Below are 21,780 nucleotides of genomic sequence, written 5' to 3' on the forward strand. Positions count from 1 at the left end.
CACAGGCGTACGATCGGTCGCACGACGGGTTCGGGAGTGGCTATTCCGAAGAGTCGGCAAGGGTTGAAAGCCGACCGCGCGAGACTGATGTGACGCACCTAGTTTGCCCTCCCGAGCCCGCCTTTTATGTCTTGCAACCCATACAAAACGCCCCCGGGAAGAGTCCGGGGGCGTTTTGTCGAACAGGGCGGCAGAAGGCTTAGAAGGCCGCCTCGTCGAGTTCCATCACCTCGTTGTCGAGGTTCTCGATGATCTGACGCGTGCTGGTGAGCATCGGCAGGAAGTTCTTCGCGAAGAACGACGCCACCGCGACCTTGCCCTCGTAGAAGGCGCGGTCGTCGCCGGTGACACCCGCATCGAGCTTGTCGACGGCCACCGCGGCGTGCTGCTGCAGCAGCCAGCCGATGACCAGGTCGCCGACGCTCATCAGGAAGCGCACCGAGCCCAGGCCGACCTTGTACAGCTCGGTCGAGTTCTCCTGCGCCGCCATCAGGTAGCCGGTGAGCGAGGCGGCCATCGCCTGGACGTCCTCCAGCGCGGTGGCCAGCAGCGCACGCTCGGCCTTGAGCCGCCCGTTGCCCGACTCGTTCTTGACGAACTGTTCGATCTGGCCGGCCACGTGCGCCAGCGCCACACCCTTGTCGCGGACGATCTTGCGGAAGAAGAAGTCCTGCGCCTGGATGGCCGTGGTGCCCTCATACAGCGAGTCGATCTTGGCGTCACGGATGTACTGCTCGATCGGGTAGTCCTGCAGGAAGCCCGAGCCACCGAGGGTCTGCAGGCTCTCGGTCAGCTTGGCGTAGGCCTGCTCGGAGCCGACACCCTTGACGATCGGCAGCAGCAGGTCGTTCACGCGGGCCGCGAGCTCGGCGTCCACCTCGTGCACGGCCTTGGCCACCGCGGCGTCCTGGTAGGTCGCCGTGTAGAGGTACAGCGCGCGCAGACCCTCGGCGTAGGCCTTCTGGGTCATCAGCGAACGACGCACGTCCGGGTGGTGCGTGATGGTCACGCGCGGAGCCGTCTTGTCGGTCATCTGGGTCATGTCGGCGCCCTGCACACGCTCCTTGGCGTACTCGAGCGCGTTGAGGTAGCCCGTCGACAGGGTGGCGATCGCCTTGGTGCCCACCATCATTCGGGCCTGCTCGATGACGTCGAACATTTGCGCGATGCCGTCGTGCACCTCACCGACAAGCCAACCCACGGCCGGCGTGCCGTGCTGCCCCAGGGACAGCTCACAGGTGGCCGAGACCTTCAGGCCCATCTTGTGCTCGACGTTGGTGACGAAGACACCGTTGCGCTCGCCGGGCTCGCCGGTCTCCGGGTCGAAGTGGTACTTCGGCACGAAGAACAGCGACAGGCCCTTGGTGCCCGGGCCTGCGCCCTCGGGGCGGGCCAGCACCAGGTGCATGATGTTCTCGAACAGGTCGTCGGAGTCGCCCGAGGTGATGAAGCGCTTGACGCCGTCGATGTGCCAGGTGCCGTCGGGCTGCTGCACGGCCTTGGTGCGGCCGGCGCCGACGTCGGAGCCCGCATCGGGCTCGGTCAGCACCATGGTTGCGCCCCAACCGCGCTCGGCGGCCAGCACGGCCCACTTTTTCTGCTCGTCGGTGCCGTTGTTGTAGAAGATCTCGCACATGCCCGCGCCCATCGCGTACATGTAGGCCGCGGGGTTGGCGCCGAGAATGTGCTCGATCAGCGCCCACTGCAGCGCGCGGGGCATCGGCATGCCGCCGAGCTCCTCGGAAAGGCCGACCTTGTCCCAGCCGCCCTCGAGCAGCGCGCGCATCGACTTCTTGAACGAGTCGGGCAGCGTCACCGAGTGGGTGTTGGGGTCGAACGTCGGCGGGTTGCGGTCCGCGTCGGCGAACGACTCGGCGATCGGGCCCTCAGCCAACCGGGCGATCTCGCCGAGCATCTCGCGGGCGGTGTCCACGTCCAGTTCGGCGTAGTCACCCTCGCCGAGCGCCTTGTCAACGCCGAAGACCTCGAAGAGGTTGAATACCTGGTCACGAACGTTGCTCTTATAGTGGCTCACTGTTCCTCCTCGGTGAGACGGCCACTGTTGGTTGGGTACTTGTTGCTTAAGTTACCCACCAGTAACTGGCTGAACTATACCCATCAGTAACTTCAACTCAAACCACCTCGAAACAATTTCCCGGGCCTAACTAACCGCCCGGTTGGTCGGGGAACCGAAATCCGCAGTTGACAGGTGTCTGGCCAGGCGCTGAGGCCCATTGTGAGAATCGTCACGCCAGCCCGGATAGGGTGTTGCGATGCTTCGTATCGCGGTCTGGGGGACCGGCAACATGGGGTCGGCGGCCATCCGTTCGGCGGTGGCCTTTCCGGGGTTGACACTGGCCGGCGTCATCACGTCATCGCCGGACAAAGCGGGTAGGGACGCCGCTGTGTTTGCCGCCCTCGACGGGTCGACCGGCGTGAGTGCCACCACCGACGTCGACGCGGCGCTCGCCGACTGCGATGCCGTCGCTTATATGGCTTCCGGTGACATCCGACCCGACGACGCCGTCACCGACATCGAACGCTGCCTGCGCGCGGGCAGGCACGTGGTGACGCCGTCGCTGTACTCGCTCTACGACCCGCGCTCGGCGCCACCCGAATGGGTCGACCGGCTCACCCGCGCCGCCGAAGAAGGCAACTGCACCCTGCTCGTCAGCGGCGTCGACCCGGGCTGGGGAAACGACGCGCTCGCGGTGATCGCGGCCGGTCTGTGCACCCGGATCAACAGCATCCACTGCCAGGAGATCTTCGACTACTCCACTTACAACCAGCCGTTCGCGGTCAAGGTTTCGTGCGGGTTTGGCGGATCCATGGACGAGACGCCGATGATGTTGCTCCCCTCGATTCCGACCATGGTGTGGGGCGGCAACATCCGCTTGGTCGGCCGCGCCCTCGGAATGGAGATCGACGAGATCGCCGAGGACGTCGAACGACGTCCTCTGGAGGAGCCCGTCGATACGGTGATGGGCCGGTTCGAGAAGGGCACCCAGGGCGCGTTCTGGTTGAAGGTGATCGGAAAGTCGGGTGGACGCGAACGCATCGTCATCGATCACATCACCCGCATTCACTCGTCGTGTGCGCCGGACTGGCCGTATCCCGATGAGGGCGTCGGCGACCACCGGGTGATCATCGACGGCGATCCGCGACTGACCATCACCACGCGCGCCGACGTGCCCGGCGGCACCCGTGCCGACGGCGGCAACACCACCGCCGCCAATCGGTTGCTCGGCGCCCTTGCCTGGCTGGTCGAGCAGAAACCCGGCATCTACGACGGGCTCGACGCACCGCTGCAGACGACGCTGCCGCCCGAGGTCCAGGCCCAGCGCTGGGCCTAGCCCGGTCAGTCAGCCGGCGAAACCGGTTGGGCGTCGGCGCTTTCCGCGCGGTCGGCGTCGGGCAGCTGGCCGACGAGGTATTCGGCCAGACCGCCGATCGTCGGATAGTCGAACACCGCGGTCGCGTTGATGGTGAACGCGCCACCGAACTGACTGTGCAACCGGTTGCGCAGCTCGATCGCCATCAGCGAGTCCGTCCCGAGATCCAGGAAGCGGCTGGTCGCCGCGGGCGGCTGCGCCAACCGCAGGAAGTTCTGCACCTCGCGTTGCAGGAACTCGGTGACGAATGCCGCGCGTTGCGGCACCGGAATGTCCTGCAACTGGCGCAGTAACTCGCTGTCGCCGGTGGTCTCGCCTTCGGGACGGGGCAGCACGAGGTCCAGGATCGGTGGCCGCGTTGCACCCAGCAGCTTCGCGGCCCGCTGCCAGTTCGCCTTGACGACGGTCGCCTGGCCGGTGCCGTTCGCCACCACCTCGCTGAGCGCGTTGAGCGCGGCCGACGGTGGCAGCGGCACAAGGCCTTGCGCGTTGAGGTTGGCCCGCGCGGCTTCCGATGACGCCATGCCGCCCTCGGCCCACGGCCCGAAGTTGACGGCGGTGGCGGGCAAGCCCTCGGCGCGGCGCCGCGCGACCAGGCCGTCCAGGAGCGCGTTGGCCGTCGCGTAGTTGGCCTGCCCGGGCGATCCGAACACGCTGGACACCGACGAGGAGACGATGAAGAAGTCCAGTTCGTCGCCTCGCGTCCACCGATCCAAGTGGTAGGCGCCGAAAGCCTTGGGCTGCAGCGTTGTCCGGAAACGGTCGACGTTCTGCTCGTTGAGCAGGGCATCGTCGAGGACCCCCGCCAGGTGCGCGACGCCGGCCAGCGGGGGCAACTCCGCGCGGATTCGGTTGAGTAACCGTGCCACCTCGGCCTCGTCGCCGACGTCGGCGGCGAAGACGTGGATGCGGCATTTGTAGCGTTCGGTGATCTCGTCGATGGCGCGCTGCGCGTCCGCGCCGGGTTCGCGACGGCTGGTCAGCACGATGTCGCCGGCCCCGAGCTGCGCCAGGTACGCCGCGGTGTGCAGACCGATCGCCCCGAGGCCGCCGGTGATCAGGTAGCTCCGATCGGGCCTGGGCTGCAACGGGTTCGGGATCTGCAGCACGATCTTGCCGATGTGGCGGGCCTGCTGCATGCGCCGGAACGCTGCCCTCGCCTCGGTGATCGGGTAGATCTCGGCCGGAAGCGGTGTCCACTCGCGGGTGGCCATCCCGTCCGAGACTTCGATCAACAATCGCTTGACGTGGTCAGGATTCTGCAAGGCGGTGAGATCCAATGCGATGATCTCGTAGGCGATATCGGGTCGGGCGGCCGCCATCTGCTCGGGTGTCCAGATGTCGCGCTTGGCGATCTCGGCGAAGCGACCGTTCTGGGCGGTGGCCCGTACGGTGGCTTCCACGAAGCCCTCATTGGTCAGGCTGTTGAGTACGACGTCAACGCCCGCACCATCGGTGTCGGCCAGGATCTGATCAGCGAAATCCGTTGTACGCGAATCGTAGACGTACTTCACGCCCATCTTGCGCAGCGTCTCGCGCTTGTACTTGCTGGCGGTTGCGAACACGATCGCGCCGTGCTGCTGCGCCATCTGGACCGCGTAGAGTCCGACGCCGCCGCTGGCGGCGTGGATGAGCACGCGCTCGCCGGCCTTCAACTGCGCCCAGTCGAACGCGAGCCGAACCGTCAGCGCCGCGGCGGGAATCGTCGCCGCCGCAACGGCGCCCAGTCCGTCCGGCACCGGCGCGACCAGCTGCGCGGGCACGTTGAAGCGGCTCGCGAACGCGCCTTGCATGAAGCCGTAGACGTGTTGGCCCACCTCGAGACCGGTCACACCGTCGCCCACGTGTGTGACCACGCCGGCGAAGTCGCCACCGATCGGCCCCGGGTCGCCGGGGTACAGGCCGAGAACGTTGAGCACGTCGCGGAAATTCAGCCCAGCGGCCTGCACACGGACCTGCACGTAGCCCTCCGCCGGTGGGGACAGCTCGGTTTCGGATAGCCGCAGATTGTCGATCGCACCGCGTTCGGTGGGCGCGAGGACGTACTCCGAGGACCGCGGCACCGTGAGGTGGCCGCTTCGCGCCCAGGGCACCAGCCGGGACGCCAGTAACTTCCCTTGACGCAGAGCGAGTTCCGGTTCGCCTACCGGTGCCGCCAACAGACCGGTTACCGCGCGCACCGCTTCCGGCGTGCCGTCACAGTCGACGAGCGTGCAACGTAGCGCCGGCTCCTCGTTGATCGTGGTGCGCCCGAGCCCCCACAGTGCCGCCTGCGCCGGGTCGACGGGCTCACCGGATTCAGTGGCCACCGCTCGTTCGGTGACGATCCACAGACCGTTCGGCAATTTCGCCTCACCGCGTGCAACGGTGTGCACCGCATCGAGGAGGTCGGCGATGTCGGCTTCGATCCGGGCTGCCGCTTCGGTGTTCGACTCTCCCGGCCGCGGCGGGGTTGCCCGCCATACCGCACCGGAGAAGGGAATTCCGCGTCCGTGCGCGTCGGCCAACTGTCGGCCCAGCGGTTGCGCGTCGGTCCGCCGGTCGTAGGCGATGCAGCCGGGCAGCGCAGCGGCCAGCTCGTCGAATCCCGCGACCAGCCAGGTGCCTTCGGGTCCGGCCGCGTCGGTGTCGGGCAGCGGTACCTCGTGCCAGCCCAGGGTGTACAGCAGCCGGGTGGCATCGCCGCCGAGGCCCCGCAGCAGCGCCTCACGAGGTGCGCGTTTGACGGTGAACTCCCTGATGCCGCCGAGCGGACGCCCGTCCCGGCTGACGAAGTCGAGGTCGAAAACATATGTTTCGCTGGTGATTTCACCTGTGCGCCACCGAGCGCGGCAGTAGAACCGGCGCGGCATCTTCTCACGAAGAGTCACCTGCCCGTACCGCAGCGGCAGGAACAGGTCGTTGACGCCCTGTTCGATCGCCAGCTCCGATGGGAACGCGGGGAAGGTGACGCCGGTGCACAGATCCATCAGCACCGGATGCATCGGCTCGTCGCCGAGTTGATCGGTCAACTCTTCGCCGACGAACAGGTCGCCGATGGCCTCACCCTCGGTGAACCACAGCGATTTCAGGGAACCGGACCACGTCGGTCCCCACGCCAGCTCCATGTCGGCGAAGGTCTCGAACAGATCCTGCGGGCGCATGCGGTTGCACCGCTCGATCGCCTCGTCGATCGGATCCTCCGACGCCGGATGGTCACCGACACCGCTCACGACCGTGCCGTCGGCGTTCAACGACCATTCGCCGCCGCGTTCCCCGAACGGGCGGCTGTGCACCTGGAAGCGCCATTCGTCACCATCGCCCTCCGGCCGCAAGGTCAGCTGGACCTCGCGAGAAGCCTTCTCGGGCAGGATGATCGGTTCGTAAAAGATGACGTCGCGCACCTGCGCCGGTGCGCCGACCGCCGCGAGCGCCATCGCCGCATACGTCGCCCCGGGGACGACGACGGTCCCGTAGATGACATGGTCGGCCAACCACGGCTGTGACCTCACTGACAGCCTGCTGGTGAAGACGGTGTCGCCCGAGGCGAGTTCCTTCGCGCTGCCGAGAAGCCCGGACGCAGCGGCGCTGCCCGCCCCTTCGGCAGGGATGCCGGAGGTCCTTGGCCAAAACCGACGCCGCTGGAATGGATAGGTCGGCAGTTCCAGCCGGCGACGCGGCTTGGGGTGCAACGCCGCGAAGTCCGGTCGTAGACCACCGACATACGCTGCGGCCAGTGCGTCGGCGATCTGACGCCGATCGGCGACGCCCTTGCGAAGCGAGACGATCGGGCGCGGCGCAGCGACGTGCTCCGGCCACACCTGCACCGCGGCGCCGGTGAGTACCGGCTGCGGACCGATCTCGATCAGCACCGAGCATCCCAGCGCCGCTACCGTGCGCACGCTCTCGGCGAACTGCACCGGTTGGCGTGAGTGGCGCCGCCAGTACTGTGCGTTCAAATCGGCGTGGCCGGTCAGCACGGTACCGGTGCGGTTGCACACCAGGGGAACCGCCGGCGCGGCGAAATCGAATTGCGCTGCGTACGACTCGAACTCGTCGAGTATGGGGTCCAAGAGTTCGGAGTGGAAGGCATGGCTCGTTTCCAGGGCGGTGCAGCGGATACCTTCGCCGGTGAATCGATCGACGATGCGTTCGACGTCTTCGCCGGGGCCTGACACCACCGTGTTGGGGCCGTTGTACGCGGCGACCGACACCCGCGGAAACTCGCCGACGACGTCCTCCACCTGTTTGGCATCGGCGAACACAGCCGCCATCCGCCCGCCCTCGGGCAGGCTGCCGAACAACCTCCCGCGCTCGGCGATGAGCCGGGCGCCGTCCTCGATGCCGAACACCCCCGCCACACACGCGGCCGCGTACTGGCCGACGCTGTGCCCCAGTACGACGTCGGGCTCGATGCCCCACGACTGCCAGAGGCGCGCCAGACCCATTTCGACGGCGAAGAGCGCCGGCTGCGCGTACGACGTGTGCCGTAGCGCGGATCCGGTCTCCTTGTCGGTGGCGAACAGCACCTCGAGCAGCGGCTTTGGCAACATCCCGTCGACCGCCTCCGCGCAGCGTTTGACGGTATCGGCGAAAACCGGCTCGCTGTCGAACAATTCGCGCGCCATCCCGGGGTACTGGCTGCCCTGCCCGGTGAACAGCCACGCGGTGGTCGGCACATCGGCGCACTCACCGCGGACCACACCGGGGCGGATGCGGTTCTCGGCCAGGTCGGTCAGCAGTTCACCGGCGCCCTGCACCGAGTCGATCACCAGCGCGCCCCGATACTCGAAATGCGACCGGCCGGCACCGGCCGTGAAGCACACGTCGGCTATGTCGACCTTGGGGTTCGCGCTCAGCCAGTCGCCGTATCGCTGCGCCGACGCCATCAGGGCCTCGGGCGATCGCGCCGACAATGGCAACACGTGAAGCGGGGCGCGGAGTTCGGCCGGTTCGGTGGTGTCGCCGTCGGACGAGTATTCGTCCGCGGTGGCCGACTGCGGCGGTTCTTCGACGATCACGTGCGCGTTCGTCCCGGTGAAGCCGAAGGAGCTCACGCCCGCCCGGCGCGGCCTGCCGTTGGTCTGCCACGGCCTGGTCTCGTCGACGACACGCACCGGCAGGGTGTCCCACGGAATGTGTGGGGAGGGGTCCTGGAAGTGCAGACTCCGGGGAATCGCCTCGTTCTGCAGGGACAGCACGACCTTGATCAGACCTGCGGCGCCCGATGCCGACTCGGTGTGCCCGATGTTCGTCTTCACCGAGCCCATCAGGAGTGGGTGGTCGGGATCGCGCGAGGCGCCGTAGACGGCCGCGGCCGCCTGCACCTCGATCGGATCTCCGAGCGGCGTGCCGGTTCCGTGCGCCTCGAGGTAGTCGATGTCGGTGCCTGTCAGGCCTGCGCGTGACAGCGCAGTGCGGATAAGCCGTTGCTGAGCACCGCCATTGGGCACGGTCAGGCCGCTTGATGCGCCGTCCTGGTTGACCGCGCTGCTCGGGATGACGGCGCATATCCGGTCACCGTCGCGTTCGGCGTCACTGAGTCTCTTGAGCACCAGGATGCCGCAGCCCTCGCTGCGCACGTAACCGTCGGCGGAGGCGTCGAACGTCTTGCACCGGCCGACCGGGGACAGCATGCGCGCGCGGGAGGCGGCGATCACGGTGACCGGACTCAACAGGACGTTCACTCCACCGGCCAGCGCCATATCGCAGTCGCTCGACCGCAGCGCCTGGACGGCCTGATGGACGGCCACCAACGCCGAACTGCACGCGGTGTCGACCGCCATGGCCGGCCCCTCCAGGCCGAGGGCGAAGGCAACCCGACCTGCGATCGCGTTCAGCGCATTGCCGGTGATGAAGTAGGGCTCGATCTTGTCGACCGATTCCGAGGACAGCAGGTGCGCGTACTCGTTCGCGGCCACCCCGGCGAAGATGCCGGTTCGGCTGCCCCGGAGGTTCGCGGGCGCGTAACCCGCCCTCTCCAGGCCCTCCCACACGGTTTCGAGCATCAGCCGCTGCTGCGGCTCGATCCACACGGCCTCACGCGGTGAGATGCCGAAGAACTCGGGATCGAATTCGTCGATGCCCTCGAGGAATCCGCCGAAACGGGTGTATGTCTTGCCCGCGGCCTCGGGGTCGGGATCGTAGAACTCGTCGATGTCGAACCGGTCGTCGGGAATCTCGCGGATCGCGTCGACACCGCCGGAGAGCAGTTCCCAGAACGCCTCCGGGTTCGGCGCGCCGGGGAAGCGGCAGGAGACCGCGATGATCGCGATCGGCTCATCGGTGCGCGGCGGCGCGGCGGTTTCCGCCGGCCGAGACTCCGGACCGGCCTGGTTGCTCAACTCGAGTACCTCGCCGAGCAGGTAGTCGGCGGCGTCGGACAGCCGGGGATGGTCCATCACCAGCGTCACAGGAATCTCCCGCCCGGTGCCCTGCTCCAGGCGTCGGCGGAGTTCGACGGCCATCAGCGAGTCCATGCCCAGGTCGAAGAACCCCGCGTCCTCGCGGATCTCGGCGGCGTCGACGCGGGTCACCTCCGCGACCGAGTCGCGCAGATAGTTGACCAGCAGACGTTTACGTTGTTGCACAGGAGCTTTGGTGAGGCGCTGGACGAGCTCGGTCGGACCCGACGGCCTCGACGGTGCGGCAGCGGCCGACGCGGTGGGCACCTCGCGCTCCACATCGGCGAGGAACCCGCGGCGGCCCGCCTGTTGATAGAGCGGCAGGAACCGGGCCCAGTCGATCGTGGCCACGACACCCTGTCCCGACGACGCCGACACGACGTCGGCCAGACCGGTGAGCGCTTCGGCCGGTGAAAGCGTCAGCACCCCACGCTGTTCCAGACGCGCACGCGATTCCGCGTCGGCCATACCCGCCGACCACGGCCCGAAGTTGACGGCGACACCCGGGACGCCCTGCTCGCGCAGCCGCCAGGCCAGCCCGTCGAGGAACGCGTTGGCCGCGCCGTAGGCGGTCTGTCCGAATCCACCCCACACCGAAGCGATCGAAGAGGTGGCGACAAAGAAGTCGAGGTTCAGGTCGGCCGCAGCCTCACTGAGATGCCATGCGCCCCACACCTTCCCGGCGAAGACACGGTCCACCTCGGCCTCGTCGAGGCTGCCGAGCGGCGTGGTGCCGACCTCACCGGCGGCGTGGACGATCCCCACCAGCGGAGGCAACTCGGAGTCCACGGTGGCCAACAGGCGGGCCACATCGTGCGCGTCGGCGACGTCGGCGGCGATGACGCGCACATCGGCGTCGTGGTGTGCGGCCAGCGTGTCGATGCGGTGTGCGATCGCCTCGCTGGGTGCGCGGCGGCTGGTCAGCACCAGGTGCTTGGCGCCGTGCGCGGCAAGATGAGCGGCGATCTCCAGCCCGATCGCCCCGAGGCCGCCAGTCACCAGATAGGTGCCGTCAGAGCGCACATGCAGTGATGCGGGCTGTTCCGTCCGTCGAGTCAGTCGAGGTAGGTGGACGTCGGTACCGCGCAACGCGAGCTGATCGTCCCTGACCTCGGAACCGTCGGACGCGGTGATCCGGGCGAGCAGGCCAGACCATTCCTCGGCGGAGCACTCCGCCAGGTCCGCCAGGCCACCCCACACCTGCGGCAGCTCCAGTGACGCGGCTCGTCCGAAACCCCACAGGCAGGTCTGGTCGGGGGCCACGCTGTCGGTCTCGGTGACCCGCTGTGCGCCGCGGGTGGCGATCCAGACCGGCACCCGCCGTTCGGCGGCCGCCGCGGCGCGAAGAACCCGCCTGGTTCCGCCGAGCACCCGGTGCTGCATGCGCAACAACGACCGCATGGACGTCACCGTCGGGGAGTCCAGCGCCGCGGCGTGCAGTATCCGAAGCGTGGGGGCGTCGGCACCCGCAGCGCGAAACGCTTCCGTCAGCGCGGCCTCGTCGGCATCGGTGGCCGGGAGCCCGACGACCCGGAACTCGTCGCCCCGGGTGGCCAGCACGTCGGTCAGCGGCCGGGCGGTGTCGGCGTCATCGGCGACGACGATCCACTCGCACTTCTGGTCAGCCGTGGCAGGCTCTGAAGCGGCCCGCTTCCAACGGATCTCGTAGCGATCGGCCACGGGCCCGGCGGTCCGTTCCGGTACCGGGCTGTCGCTGCGGGGGCGCTGCCCGGCGGGACGCCGATCGTCGCGGAACCAGTACTCGCGGTGTTCGAACGGGTAGGTGGGCAGATCGACCTTCCGCGCACCCGGTCGGTGCAGGGCGTCGAACGCGGGTACATGACCCAGCACGTAGGCGTCGGCGAGTGCCTCGGAGATCTGCCGGTGGTCGGCGAGGTTGGGCCGCAGCGACGCGATCACCTTCGGCGTGGTGGCCGCGTCGGGCCATGCCGCCAGGGCGGCGGCGGTGAGCACCGGTCGCGGCCCGATCTCCAGCAGTACCTTGCAGTTGATCTCGGCGAGCGTGCGCACGCTCTTGGCGAACTCCACCGGTTGACGCGCGTGCCGGCGCCAGTAGGCGCCATCGAGCTTGACACTCCTACCGAGCGCAACCCCCGTGCGGTTGTCGATCAGGATCCGTTGTGGCGCAGCGAAAGTGAACTGCTGAGCGTAGGACTCGAACTCATCGAGGATCGGATCGAGCAGCGACGAGTGAAATGCGTGGCTGGTTTCAAGCCACTCACACCGGACATTGTCGGCCGACAACCGCGCGACGGCCGCTTCCAGATCGGCTCCGGGCCCCGACAGGACGGTGTTGGCGCCGTTGTAGGCCGCGACCGACAGGCTCGGGAAGTCGTCGATCAGGAGCTCGACCCGCTCGGCCGCGGCGAACACCGCGGCCATCCGCCCGCCCGCGGGCAGGCTGCCGAACAGCCGTCCCCGTTCGGCGATCAGGCGTGCGCCATCCTCGAGGCCGAACACACCCGCGACGCAGACCGCCGCGTACTGGCCGACGCTGTGGCCCAACACGACGTCGGGCTCGAAACCCCACGACTGCCAGAGCCGGGCGAGGCCCATCTCCACCGCGAACAAGGCGGGCTGTGCGTACGACGTCTGCCGCAGCGTCTCCCCGGCCTGCGGGCTGTCAACATCGAAAACAACGTCGAGCAAAGGTTTTTCGAGGACATCGGCCACCGCGGCGGCGCACCGTCGCATCGTGTCGGCGAACACCGGTTCGGTGTCGAACAATTCGCGCGCCATGCCGGGGTACTGGCTGCCCTGGCCGGTGAACAGCCACGCCGTCTTCGGCGGTTCGTAGCACTCTCCGCGAACCAGACCCGGGGCCGGGCGGTCCTCGGCGAGCGCACCGAGAAGTTCGGTGGCCGAGTGGGCCGAGCCCACCACCAGCGCGGCGCGGTGTTCCAGGTGGGCACGGCCGACCCCCGCCGAGAAGCACACGTCGCTCAGCGCAGCATCGGGGTGTTCGGTCATCCACGCGCGGTAGCGCTCGGCGGTCTTGCGCAGCGCGGCGGGTGTGCGCGCTGACAGCGGCAGGACGCTGAACCGCGGCGCCGCGTCCTCCGGCTCCGGCGAAACAGCGGCCAACCCGGGCGCCTCTTCGAGGATGACGTGAGCGTTGGTGCCCGCGAATCCGAACGAGCTCACGCCGGCGATCCGCGGCCGGTCGCCACGCTTCCACGGGACGGTCTCGGTGACGACCTCGACCGGTAGCCGGTCCCAGGGAATGTGCGGCGAGGGGTTTTCGAAGTTGAGGTGCTTGGGCAGCGATTCGTTTTCGAGCGCCAGCACGACCTTGAGGACGCCCGCGATTCCCGCGGCTGCCTCCAAATGGCCGATGTTGGTCTTCGCCGAGCCGATCAGCAGGGGGCGGCCGGGCTCACGTCCGGCACCGAACGCCGCACCAGCCGCCTGTGCCTCGATCGGGTCGCCGAGCGAGGTGCCCGTGCCGTGCGCCTCCAGGTATCCGACATCGCCGGGTCGCACGCCTGCGCGGGCAAGTGCGTCGTTGATGACCCGTTGCTGCGCAACGCCGTTGGGCACCGTCAGCCCGCCCGATGCGCCGTCCTGATTGACCGCGCTGCCGCGGATCACGGCCCGGATCCGGTCGCCGTCGCGGATTGCGTCCTCGAGGCGTTTGATGACGATGACGCCGCAACCCTCACCCCGCACATAGCCGTCGGCTGCCGCGTCGAAGGTCTTGCACCGGCCGTCGGGGGCGAGCATGCGGGCGTTGGAGAACGTGATCATCGTCGCGGGCGTCAACAGCACGTTCACCCCGCCCGCCAGCGCGAGGTCGCATTCGCCCAGGCGCAGCGCCTGGCACGCCTGATGGATGGCCACGAGCGACGAGCTGCACGCGGTGTCCACGGCGACCGCCGGCCCCTGCAGGCCCAACCGGTAGCTGATACGGCCCGCCGCTGCGGCGTTGGACGTCCCGATCGCCATGTAGGCCTCGATCTCGGAGTACGTCAGCTCGTCGGAGGCCATGCCGAGGTAGTCGTGGGTCGACAACCCCATGAACACACCGGAGTTGGTTTCGGCCAGTGCCGTCGGCGCGATACCCGAGTGCTCGACCGCCCGCCACGCCGTCTCGAGCAGGAGCCGATGCTGCGGGTCCATCATCCTGGCCTCGCGCGTCGACATCCCGAAGAACGGGGCGTCAAAGCCGGTCGCATCGTCGATGAAGCCTGCTCGGCGGGTCACCACCTTGCCCGGCGCCCCGGGTTCGGGGTCGAAGAAGTCCTCGGCGTCCCAGCGCTCGGCCGGCACCTCGGAGATCGCGTCGCGGCCTTCGCGCAGCAGGTCCCAGAACTCGTCGGCGTCGCGCGCGCCGGGGAATCGCGCCGCGTATCCGACGATGGCGAAGCGGGTGGTCGGGTCGTGATCCGCGACTAGTGCCATGCCGTTGCCCCCTTCTGCATCGGTGGCTGATCGGTGGCTGGGCGTCCCGACGCGCAGTGACGCTCCCGTAAATAAACTCCCTCGGCCCCCACTATTCCACTACTCCGGTTGGGATGCGATGGCTCCCCCGCCCGTTTCTCAGTCGCGCCACGGCCGATCGCGAGGCGAGAGTATGTTGATCCGGCAGCGGTTCCTGGCGGGGCAGGAGCTACGCAAAGTAGGCGAACCGGTAGAGGACTGAGGATTTTGCGCATCGGCAAGATTACGGTTGGGGCGCTTGATGAATGGTCCCTCGAGCCGGGCTCCGTCACATCCTGGCATCCGACGGCCGCGGCCGCCGATTCGGCGCGACTGGCCCCGGTCAGTTCGGTTCCGGTCAGCTACATGCAACGACAGCACCTCCGGAACTACTGCGAGCGAACCGCGGCGGGACTCAACTTCTCGCGGCAGATCATCGCGAGCTGCGAGGTCTCCGGCGAATGCGATATCGCCGCGATGGATCAGGCCGTCAATTCCTACCTGCGTCGGCATGACACATTTCGCAGCTGGTTCGAATACACCGACGATGGCGAATTCATCCGCCATGCGCTCGAAGATCCGTCCGTCATCGAATTCGTGCCGATCGACCACGGCACGATGTCGGCCGACGAAATCCACGCTCACGTCGTCGGCATACCAAGCCCGTTGGAATGGGGTTGCTTCACTTTCGGAATCATCCAGCACGATGGCCATTTCACGTTCTTCGCAGCGATGGACCACATTCACGGTGACGCAACGCTGATCGGCACGACGATGTTGGAAGCCAACGGAATGTATTCGGCGTTGAGCGGGGGCGGTCAGCCTCTCGCACTGCCCGAGCCGGGCAGCTTCGACGAATTCTGTATCCGCGAGCGAGAGCGCACGTCGGGATTGACCCTGGATTCGCCCGAAGTCGCGGCGTGGGTTGAATTCGCCGAGAACAACGACGACGGCTTTCCCGAATTTCCTCTGCCCCTGGGTAACCCGCGCGAGGCGACCAGCAGCGACATGACATCGGAACTGCTGATGAACCCCGCGCAGACCGAGCGCTTCGAGGCCGCGTGCGCGGCGGCCGGGGCGCGTTTCGTCGGCGGACTGTTCGCCTGCCTTGCCCAGGTCGAGCACGAACTGACCGGTGCACTCACCTATTACGGCCTCACCCCGCGCGATTCCCGTGCGGCCACCGACAATTTCATGACCCAGGGCTGGTTCACCGGGCTCATTCCGATCACCGTGCCGATCGGCGCGGCCTCATTCGGCGAAGCCGCGTGGTCGGCACAGGCCTCGTTCGACTCGAATTTGAACATGGCCAAGGTGCCGTATTACCGCGTCCTGGAATTAGCGCCGTCGTTAAATTGGCCGCAGCCGAATTTCCCCGTGTCCAATTTCTTCCATGCGGGCGCCGCACCGTTGAATGCGGTCCTGGCGGCCGCCGATATGGGGCTCGCAGACAATATCGGGATCTACCCCGACGGCCGATTCTCCTATCAGCTGACCGTCTACATATTCCGCTACGGCGAAGGCACCGCCATGGCGATCATGCATCCCGACAATGCGGTCGCCAGCAAATCCGTTGCGCGCTACATGAATACGATGAGGTCGGTGTGCGGACGCGTCGCCGACACGGGGCAGTGGGGGCGCGTCGCATAGGGTGGGCCCGGTCGAATTGAGGACGATATGCGTCGGCTAGCCGATCTCGTGGTGCGGTGGCCGTGGGTGGTCATCGGCGTGTGGCTCGCGATGGTCGTCGCGCTGCCGCTGACGGTGCCCTCCCTGGGTGAGATGGCCCAGAAGCACCCGCTGTCGATACTGCCCGCCGACGCACCGTCGAGCGTCACCGCCGCCAGGATGGCCGAGGCGTTCGGTGAGTCCGGCAGCGACGACCTGCTGCTGGTGGCGCTGGTCAACGAGAGCGGCCTGACGCCCGCCGACGAGGCCACCTATCGCAAGCTCGTCGACGCGTTGCGCGACAACGTCACCGACGTCGAGTCGGTGCAGGATTTCATAGCCACACCCCAGCTGCGACCGTTCCTGACCAGTCAAGACAAGACGACCTGGGTGTTGCCGGTCAGCCTAAAGGGGGAGCTGGGCACACCGCGGGCGTTCGACTCCTTCAATCGCGTATCGGACCTGATCGAACAGAACGTCGCGGGCGGTTCCGTCGCGGCGTATCTGACCGGGCCGGCGGCCACCGTCGCCGATCTCACCGTCGCCGGCGAGAACGACCGCCTGCCCATCGAGATCGCGATCGCGGTCATGGTTCTGGGCGTCCTGCTGCTGGTCTACCGAAACGTCGTCACGATGTTGCTGCCGCTGGCGACCATCGGATCGTCGCTGTTGATCGCGCAGGCCGTCGTCGCCGGGTTCTCCGAACTGACGGGCGCGGGCGTCTCCAACCAGTCCATCGTGTTCCTGAGCGCGATCATGGCCGGCGCCGGAACGGACTACGCGGTGTTCCTGATCAGCCGGTACCACGACTACGTGCGGTCCGGCGAGGGCTTCGACCATGCGGTCAAGGCGGCGATGATCTCGATCGGCAAGGTCATCACCGCGTCCGCGGCCACGGTCGGCGTGACGTTCCTGCTGTTGAGCTTCGCGCAGATGGGGGTTTTCCGGACCGTCGGGGTGTCGTCGGCGATCGGGATCGGCATCGCCTATCTGGCGGGGGTGACCCTGCTTCCGGCGATCCTGGTGCTGGCCGGACCGCGCGGATGGGTGAAGCCGCGGCGTGAGCTGACCGCGCGCTTCTGGCGACGCTCCGGTGCCCGCATAGTGCGCCGGCCCGTGCCGCATCTGGTCGCCAGCCTGCTCGTGCTGGCCCTGCTGGCCGGCATCGCCGTGTTCGCCGACTACAACTACGACGACCGCAAGGTGCTGCCGGCATCGGCGCCGAGTTCGGTCGGGTACGCGGCACTGGAAAGCCACTTCCCGATCAACCAGTCCATCCCCGAGTACATCTTGATCCAGTCGCCGCACGACCTGCGGACGCCGCGGGCGCTCGCCGACCTCGAACAGATGGCGTCGCGCGTCGCGCAGCTGGAGGATGTCGGCATGGTCAGCGGTATCACCCGCCCGGTCGGCGAGGTGCCGATGGAGTTCCGCGCGACCTTCCAGGCGGGCATCGTCGGGGACCGGCTGGCGGATGGATCCGCGCAGATCGGCCAACGCAGCGGGGAGCTGAACGAACTCAGGGACGGGGCCGACACGCTGGCCGACAGCCTGGCCGACGTGCGCGGGCAGATCAACGCGATCGCGCCCAGCATCCAGGATCTCGTCGACACGTTCTCCTCGGTGCGCACCGAGTACGGCGGTGACAAGTTGGTGCGTGACGTCGAGACCGCGGCCAAACTCGTCGCGAGCATCAACGCGCTCGGCAACTCGATGGGCGTGAACTTCCGCGCGGTCCGGGACCTGTTCGCATGGATCGGCCCGGTGCTGACCGCGCTGCAGGGCAACGCGGTGTGCGACGCCAACCCGTCCTGCGTCGACACCCGCAATCAATTTCAGCGGTTGACCGCCGCGCGCGAGGACGGGACCCTCGACGAGATGAACGGTCTGGCGCAGGAACTCCAGGGCGTCGAGGACCGCCAGACCCTCAACGAAGCGGTGACCAAACTCAACGCCGCGATGGCGAGCGTAGCCAGGGCGGTCAACACGATGGGGCTGGATCAGCCGGGCGGTCCGCAGCGCGGCCTGACCGACCTGCAGCGCGGCGCGAATCGCCTCGCCACGGGAAGCCGGGAAGTGGCGGGTGGGGTGGACGAACTCGTCAAACAGGTCAAGGTGATCGCCGCCGGGCTGAACGAGGCCTCGACCTTCCTGCTGACGATGCGCAGCAACGCCTCGGATCCCTCGCAGGCCGGTTTCAACATCCCGCCCGAAGTGCTGAACCTGCCCGACTTCAAAAAGGCTGCCGCGGCCTACATTTCGCCTGACGGCCGGTCGGTGCGGTACCTGGTCCAGACCAAGCTCAACCCGTTCAGCGCCGAGGCGATGGACCAGGTGGACGAGATACAGGACATCGCTCGCGGCGCGCAACCGAACACCGCGCTGGCCGACGCGACGATCTCCATGGGCGGCTTCCCGGCAGCGCTGCGCGACACCCGCGACTACTACCAGCAGGACATCCGGTTCATCATCGTCGCGACCCTGATCGTCGTGCTGCTGACGTTGATGGTGCTGCTGCGCGCGATCATCGCGCCGCTGTACCTGGTGGGGTCCGTGGTGGTGTCCTACTTCGCGGCGCTCGGTATCGGGGTGCTCACGTTCCAGCTGCTTCTCGGGCAGGAATTGCATTGGAGCGTGCCACCTTTGGCGTTCGTGGTACTGATCGCGGTGGGCGCCGACTACAACATGCTGTTCGTGTCCCGATTGCGCGACGAGTCGCCGCACAGCGTCCGCTACGGGGTGATCCGGACATTGGGGTCGACGGGCGGTGTCATCACGGCCGCAGGGCTGATCTTCGCGGCGTCGATGGCCGGCCTGCTGTTCTCCAGCATCGGTATCGTCGTTCAGGGCGGCTTCGTGATCGGGATCGGAATCCTGTTGGACACGTTCGTGGTTCGCACCATCACCGTGCCCGCGGTCGCCGCGCTGGTCGGGCGCGCGAACTGGTGGCCGTCGCGAGCCGCGGGCGCGCGATGGCGCACCCCGGCAGTGTCGTCCAGTCGAGCGGGGGCGGATACCTTGTGACCGCGTCGAATTCCTCGGTCCTGTCGATGCTGCACGGTCGCGCAGGCATGCGCCCCGACGACGTCGCCTTCGGCTTCACCGACTACACGCGCGACCCGGCAGGTGTTCGCGAAACACTCACCTGGTCGCGACTGGCGCGGCGCACCGTCAACGTCGCCCGTGAGCTTCGGCGGTACGGCTCGACCGGCGACAGGGCTGTGATCCTCGCCCCGCAGGGGTTGGAGTACATCCTGGCGTTCCTGGGGTCGATGCAGGCGGCGCTCATCGCGGTGCCGCTGCCGTTGCCACACCCCGGTTCGGGGCATGACCGGGTGAGTTCGGTGCTCGCCGACACCCAGCCCACCGTCGTGCTCACGACGTCGGCCGCCGCCGGCGACGTCGGCGACTTCATCGATCGGTCACGTCTGGACGTGGTGCCCAAGCTCGTCGAGATCGACACACTCGAGCTGGACGCCGAGCCCGACACCGCCGCCGGTCCGCTCGAGCTTCCCGATATCGCATACTTGCAATACAGTTCGGGCTCAACGAGATCGCCGACGGGAGTCAAGATCTCCCACCGCAACCTCACGTTGAACTTCGAGCAGTTGATGCGGGAGTTCTTCGCTTACTCACCGCTGCCGCCCGACGCCACGCTGGTTTCGTGGCTGCCCTTCTACCACGACATGGGGCTGGTGCTGGGGGTCTGCGCACCCATCCTGTGCGGGCGACGCGCCGAGTTGATGAGTCCCCTCGCGTTCCTGGAGCAGCCGGCCCGCTGGGTGCGAGCGCTGGCCGAGAACCCACACGCGTGGTCGTCGGCGCCGAACTTCGCGTTCGATCTGGCCGCCCGCAGGACAACCGACGACGACCTGGCCGGGCTCGACCTCGGCGGCGTGGTCGGCATCATCAGCGGTGCTGAACGGGTGGAGCCGGCGACATTGCACCGATTCGTCGATCGCTTCGCGCACTTCGACTTTCGTGATCACATGATGCGCCCCGCCTACGGGCTGGCCGAGGCGACGGTCTTCGTCGCGACGGGAACGTGGGACGAAGGCTCGCCCGCGGGCCATTTCGACGCCGAGGAACTCGGTGTCGGCCGGGTCCTGCCCTGTGCGCCGGGCAGCGGCACGGCTCTGGTCAGATACCGCGTGCCGCAGTCGCCGTCGCTGCGAATCGTCGACAGCGAGACCTGCCGCGAGTGCCCGCAGGACGCGGTCGGGGAGATCTGGGTGCACGGCGAGAACGTCTCCGACGGGTATTGGGGTGGGCGACTCGACGGGCAGAGTGGTTTCGGGGCAGCACTCGTCGACCCGTCACCGGGCACGCCGGAGGGGCCGTGGTTGCGGACCGGTGACCTCGGATTCATCCACGGCGGTGAGCTTTTCGTCGTCGGCCGCATCAAGGACCTGCTGATCATCCGGGGTCGCAACCATTACCCGGAGGACATCGAGGCGACGGTGCAGGACCTCACCGGCGGGCGGGTCGCGGCGATCGGGGTCGGGGGCGCCGGCACCGAACGTCTGGTCACGATCCTCGAGCTCAAGAAGCCCGACGACCTCGACGACGAGGCGATCCGTCGACTGGCCGCGCTCAAAAGCGAAGTGAAGGCGGCGATTTCGAACGCGCACGGCCTGAGCGTCGAGGACATCGTGCTGGTGGCTGCCGGTGCGATCCCCACGACCACCAGCGGCAAGATCCGGCGGGCCGCCTGCGTCGAGCTTTATCGACAGAATCAATTCGCGCGATTGGACTCCAAATGAAGAGGCTTCTCGCTCTCGGCGCTGCGTTGAGCGCCTTCGGCGCCACGGGTTGTCTCGGGCTCGGGATCGCGGTGGCCGACGAGCCGCCACCGCCGCCGAAACCCGCCCCGCCGGCCGACGGCCCGCGGCTGGGGACACCCGGCCGAGCGTATGCGCTGGGCGGCGCCCACGTGCTGGGCATCCCCTACGACGAATACATCATGCGCACCGGCGCGGACTGGTTCCCCGGACTGGACCGGCAGATCGTCGACTACCCCGCCGGGCAGGTGCAGGGCCACACCCTGGAGCGGTTGTTCCCGGGCATCGGCGGGTTCGGGGACCGCTATGTGCCGGGTCTCGGTCTCGACGGCCCCAGCGTCGGCGAGTCCGTCGACGTCGGCACTCCCAACGTCATCAACGCGATCCGGGAGGGCGGCCAGGGCACCGTGATCGGTCTGTCCGAGGGCGCGATGGTGCTCAACGACGTGCAGGCCAAACTGGCCTACGATCCCGCCGCACCGCCGCCGGACCAGCTGAGTTTCGCGATGTACGGCGACCCGGTGGCGCGGCATGCGTTCGGCGAGAGCTTCCTGACCCAGATGTTCCCGGTGGGCGCCGTGGTGCCGTCGCTGGATTACCGGATCCCGCCGCCGGTCGAAAGCCAGTACGACACGTACCAGTTCGTGTCGGCCTACGACAGCATCGCCGACTGGCCGGACCGTCCGGACAACTGGATCTCGGTGGCCAACGCGATCGTCGGGTTGGCCACCGGTCACACCGCGGTAGCGTTCACCGAGCCCAGCATGGTGCCACCGCAGAACATCCGCACGACCGTGAACTCGCGCGGGGCGAAGACCACGACGTTCATGATCCCCGAAGAACATCTGCCGCTGGTGTTGCCGTTCAAGTACCTCGGCGTGGAAAAGGAGACGCTGAACAAGCTCGACGCAGTGCTCAAGCCCTACGTCGACGCCGGCTATTCGCGTCACGACAATCCGCTGACCGCGCCCATCACGGTGGATCCGGTCAACGGCTACGACCCCGCGGAGGTCACCGCGCCCGCCACCCAGGCCGCCTTCGGCGGTGGCGCAGACCCGATCTCGCAGCTGCTCTCCGGGCTGCAGTACGTGCTGAACAACCAGCCCGAGCCGTGAG

The 21,780-nt window shown here is 67.8% G+C and carries 6 protein-coding genes and 2 pseudogenes; 5 read left to right on the forward strand and 3 right to left on the reverse strand.

The genetic code is table 11. From position 1 onward, the window contains the following. Positions 1-199: 199 nt before the first annotated feature. Positions 200-2,035 carry an acyl-CoA dehydrogenase gene (locus AU197_RS20035; RefSeq protein WP_064404740.1) on the reverse strand — a complete coding sequence of 612 codons (1,836 nt, stop codon included), beginning with the start codon at positions 2,033-2,035 and terminating at the stop codon, positions 200-202. Positions 2,036-2,273: 238 nt separating this feature from the next. Here AU197_RS20035 and AU197_RS20040 point away from each other — a divergent pair, with 238 nt between their 5' ends. After that, on the forward strand, positions 2,274-3,353 hold the full coding sequence (locus tag AU197_RS20040) for an NAD(P)H-dependent amine dehydrogenase family protein (protein ID WP_064404742.1): 1,080 nt from the start codon (positions 2,274-2,276) through the stop codon (positions 3,351-3,353). 5 nt (positions 3,354-3,358) lie between these two features. Here the strand turns inward: AU197_RS20040 and AU197_RS20045 are convergent. Next, positions 3,359-11,308, reverse strand: a pseudogene (locus AU197_RS20045) (SDR family NAD(P)-dependent oxidoreductase); the annotation flags it as partial. Between the two features lie 381 nt (positions 11,309-11,689). Beyond that, positions 11,690-14,197 (reverse strand): annotated as a pseudogene (locus tag AU197_RS26905) (type I polyketide synthase); the annotation flags it as partial. A gap of 246 nt (positions 14,198-14,443) precedes the next feature. Between AU197_RS26905 and AU197_RS20050 the strand changes: the two are divergent. The 4 genes from AU197_RS20050 to pe are packed head-to-tail and all read left to right on the forward strand — an operon-like array spanning position 14,444 to position 21,779. Next, the gene (locus AU197_RS20050) at positions 14,444-15,865 is read left to right on the forward strand and encodes a condensation domain-containing protein (RefSeq protein WP_064404746.1); all 1,422 of its coding nucleotides are present in this window, start codon (positions 14,444-14,446) and stop codon (positions 15,863-15,865) included. Between the two features lie 27 nt (positions 15,866-15,892). After that, positions 15,893-18,907 carry an MMPL/RND family transporter gene (locus AU197_RS20055; RefSeq protein ID WP_064404748.1) on the forward strand — a complete coding sequence of 1,005 codons (3,015 nt, stop codon included), beginning with the start codon at positions 15,893-15,895 and terminating at the stop codon, positions 18,905-18,907. Positions 18,908-18,933: 26 nt separating this feature from the next. Further along, the gene (locus AU197_RS20060; RefSeq protein WP_064405068.1) at positions 18,934-20,646 is read left to right on the forward strand and encodes an AMP-binding protein; all 1,713 of its coding nucleotides are present in this window, start codon (positions 18,934-18,936) and stop codon (positions 20,644-20,646) included. Beyond that, the gene (pe, locus tag AU197_RS20065; RefSeq protein WP_064404750.1) at positions 20,643-21,779 is read left to right on the forward strand and encodes an acyltransferase PE; all 1,137 of its coding nucleotides are present in this window, start codon (positions 20,643-20,645) and stop codon (positions 21,777-21,779) included. The genes AU197_RS20060 and pe overlap by 4 nt, the downstream gene beginning before the upstream one ends. Position 21,780 lies beyond the last annotated feature (1 nt).

The sequence above is a fragment of the Mycobacterium sp. IS-1590 genome (genome assembly GCF_001500025.1).
Classification (GTDB): Bacteria; Actinomycetota; Actinomycetes; order Mycobacteriales; family Mycobacteriaceae; genus Mycobacterium.